The 3,736-nt window shown below is 71.1% G+C and carries 4 protein-coding genes; all 4 read left to right on the forward strand.

The window, feature by feature from the left end; genetic code table 11:
- A partial coding sequence (locus tag ACLEQD_RS38965; RefSeq protein WP_410390950.1) for a phosphopantetheine-binding protein occupies positions 1-272 on the forward strand: 272 nt, incomplete at its 5' end.
- Positions 273-306: 34 nt separating this feature from the next.
- A complete protein-coding gene (locus ACLEQD_RS38970) occupies positions 307-1,968 on the forward strand; it encodes a class I adenylate-forming enzyme family protein (RefSeq protein ID WP_410390951.1) in 1,662 nt (553 codons plus the stop codon).
- Positions 1,969-2,194: 226 nt separating this feature from the next.
- Positions 2,195-2,740: a cupin domain-containing protein gene (locus ACLEQD_RS38975; RefSeq protein WP_410390952.1), complete on the forward strand. Its 546-nt coding sequence runs from the start codon at positions 2,195-2,197 to the stop codon at positions 2,738-2,740.
- Between the two features lie 23 nt (positions 2,741-2,763).
- Entirely contained in the window at positions 2,764-3,672 is a 909-nt protein-coding gene (locus tag ACLEQD_RS38980; protein ID WP_410390953.1) for a condensation domain-containing protein, read from the forward strand.
- Positions 3,673-3,736 lie beyond the last annotated feature (64 nt).

Raw genomic sequence — 3,736 nt, forward strand, 5'->3', positions numbered from 1 at the left:
CCGCGATCTGGGCCGAGGTGCTGGGCGTGGAGCGCGTGGGCGCGCAGGACAACTTCTTCGACCTGGGCGGCCATTCGCTGCTGGCCACGCTGATGGTGGCGCGGCTGCGTGAGGTGTTCGGCGTCGACCTGCCGCTGCGCACCCTGTTCGAGCTCCGCACGCTCGCGGCGCTGGCCGAGTACGTCGCCAACGTGCGCTGGTCCGTGCAGGGCGCGCCGCCGCCGGGCGCCGCCGCGCAGGACGCGAACGACGAGGAGGAAGGAATCATATGACCCCGTGGAGGAACGCAATGCCGGGAGGAACCCCATGAGCGATGCCGCATCGGCCATCCCGCCGCTGTCGCGCCACGCCGCCGCGCGCGGCTACCGCGACCGCGGCCCGGAAGACCGGTTGATCGAAAGGACCACGCTGCCCCAGGTGCTGGCGGGCGTACCGGCACACGGAGGGCCGGCGCTCACCTGGTACGAGGCGGAACGGCGCGTGCTGCACCTCGACGCCGCCGAGCTGCTGCGCCAGGTCCGCGCGCTCGCGCACTGGTTCGCGCGTGGGCACGGCATCACGCGCGGCGACCGCGTCATCGTGCTGTCCGCCAACAGCCCGGAGGCCTTCGCCACGCACCTGGCGCTGATGTCGCTGGGCGCGGTGACCGTGCCGGTGAGCAACACCGAGTCGCCGCGCGTGCTGCAGCTCATCGCCGACAAGGTCACCCCCCGGCTCGTGGTCACCGGCCGCGAGGTGTCGCCGGAGCTGATCGCGGCCAGACCGGGTGGCCTGGTGGCGCTGCCGGCCCTGCCGCTCGCGGCCGACGGCGACGCGGGCTTCGAGTGGCCCGCCCGCGACGTGATGCCCGACGACCCGGCGGTCATCCTGTTCACCTCCGGCACCACCTCCGCGCCCAAGGGCGTGTGCCTGAGCCACTACAACCTGCTGGTCAACGCGGAGGGGCTGGCGCGGATCCATGACCTGGCGCGGCGCCGGGTGCACATGTGCGTGCTGCCGCTGTTCCACGCCAACGCGTTCGGCTTCTCCATGGTGGCCTCGCTCTATGCGGGCAGCCATGTCGTGCTCAGCGCCGGCCTGCCGGGCGCGGCGGTGTGGGACATCCTTCGCGCGGAGCGCGTGGACGTCATCTCGCTGGTGCCGGAAATCATCCGCGTGCTCTCGCGCATGCCGGTGCCGCGCGACACGCTGCCCGACCTCAAGTACGTGACCTCGGCCGCCGCGCCGCTGCCCAGGACGGTGGCGCGCGAGTTCGTCGACAGGACGGGCATCCCCATCCACCAGGGCTACGGCCTGAGCGAGTGCGTGAACTTCGCCGCCACCATCCCCTGGGATGTCCCGGACGCCGACCTGGAGCGCTCCATGGGCCACTGGGCGGTGCCGAGCATCGGCCCGGCCCTGTTCGGCTGCGATATCGGCATCCGCCGCGCGGACGGCTCGCCCGCCGGCGCCGAGGAGGAGGGTGAAATCGTGGTGACAGGCCACACCCTGATGCGCGGCTACTGGGATGCCGAGGACGCGACCGAGGCGGCCCTGGGCGAGGGCGCGCTGCGCACCGGAGACCTGGGCTTCTTCGCCCTGGTCGGCGGCGAGCGCTACATCTTCGTCACCGGCCGCAAGAAGGAGATCGTCATCCGCTACGGCGAGAACCTCTCACCGCTGGCCATCGAGGCCGAGCTGGAGGCGCTGCGCGCCGTCGGCCGCTTCGCCGTGACGGGCTTCCCCAACGAGGCCGCGGGCGAGGAGATCGGCCTGTACCTCGTGGTGCCCCGCACGCCCGACAACGAAAGAAAGGTGCTGGACGCGGTGAAGGCCTGCTCCGTCCGCTACCGGCCGCGCGTGGTCCTGTTCGGCGCCGACCCCATCCCGGCGACGCCGACCGGCAAGGTCAAGCGCGCCGTGCTGGCGCAGCGGTTCCAGGCCTACGCCCGGCGCAACTTTGGCAATGAACCCGTCGTGGGCACCTGACACCCCGGACCAGTCCGGCCGATTCCAGCACCGTCCCCTTGCCTCCACCGGAGCACCACCTCATGCACGCCGCTCACCCAGACAGTTTCATTCCCTTTCCGCTCGCGCACGGCCTGCTGGCGGACATGAAGAACGACACGTTCTCCACCCAGTTGTGGGCCTGGTCGCAAGACCGGCTGAGGCTGCGGCTGGCGCCACGCACATCGGCTACGTCTACGACGGCACGGTGACGCTGGAGCATGCCGCCGGCGAGTTCAAGCTGCGCGGCGGCATGTATTTCTCCGCGCCCGGCGAGGCCGTGGTGCACGGCAGCGGCCGGGGCATTGCCATCTCCCGGCTGGGCTATGACGGCTTCTTCCAGGTTGGCGGTCCGGTGGAGGCGCGCGGGCGCCTCAAATACATCGACGGCTGCACCGACTCGCTGCTGATTCCGCCGGTGATGATGGGCGACGCCTGCTTCAACCTGCTCTACTTCCCGCCCGGCATCGACCAGACGCAGCACACGCATCCGTCGATGCGCGTGGGCATGGTGATTCGCGGGCACGGCGAATGCGTCACGCCCAAGGAGATCATTCCGCTCATACCGGGCCGCGTGTTCGTCATTCGCGCCGAAGGCCCGCACTCCTTCCGCACCACGGACTCCGAAATGTCCGTGGTCGCCTACCACCCGGACAGCGACTTCGGCCCCACGCACGAAGCGCACCCGATGATCAACCGGACCATGGTCAATGGCCTGTCGGCCCGTCTGATCGACGAGATCCGGACCAAATGACACACGCGGTCCCTGGGACGGACATGAGCGCGGTTCAATCATTGCTGGCCGCGCTGCGGCAGGACGGCGTGCGGCTGTGGCTGGAAGGTGGCGAGCTGCGCTACCAGGCGCCCAGGGGCGCGATGACGCAGGAACGCCTCGCGCAGCTGCGCGCGCGGAAGGCGGAGCTGGTGGACTTCCTGCGGCAGGCAGCGGGCGCGCAGGCGGCCCCGCTGGTAGCCGCGCGGCCGCGGCCCGAACACCTGCCGCTGTCGTACGCGCAGGAGCGCCTGTGGCTGCTGGACCGCCTCGAGAACCTGGGCACGGCCTACCACATCGCCACCGGCCTGCGTCTGACGGGCCACTTCGACGACCACGCCTTCGAGCGGGCGCTCGAGGAAATCGTGCGCCGGCACGAGGCCCTGCGCACGCGCTTCGCGGCCGGGCAGGACACGGTCGCGCAGGTGATCGATGCCCCCGGTGGTTTCGTGTCGCAACGGCAGGACCTGTCCCCGCTGGGTGAGGCGGAACGCGGGCAGGCTGTCCTGGCACGGGCGGGCGCCTTCGTGCGCCAGCGCTTCGACCTGGCGCAAGGGCCCCTGTTCCGCGTGCTGCTGCTGCGGCTGGCCCCGGAGGAGCACATCGTCGTGGTGGTGATGCACCACATCGTCAGCGACGGCTGGTCGGTGGGAGTGCTGATCCGCGAGCTGGGCGCGCTGTACACCGCGTATGCCCAGGGCCGGGAGTCGCCGCTGCCGGAGCTGCCGGTGCAGTACGCCGACTACGCCTTGTGGCAGCGCGACTGGCTGCGAGGCGAAGCGCTGGAGAGGCAGTCACCTACTGGAAGCAGCGGCTCGCGGGCGCACCGGCCGCGTGGAGCTGCCGCTGGACCATCCGCGCCCGCCCGTGCAGAGCTTCCGGGAGCGAGCGTGTCCTCGCCTGCCAGGCGCTGACCGGCAACTCAGACGCTGGCGCGCGCGCAGGACGCCACGCTGTTCATGGTGCTGCTGGCCGGCT

Origin of the sequence: Corallococcus sp. 4LFB (genome assembly GCF_046520365.1) — a bacterium.
In the GTDB taxonomy this organism is placed as follows: Bacteria; Myxococcota; Myxococcia; order Myxococcales; family Myxococcaceae; genus Corallococcus; species Corallococcus caeni.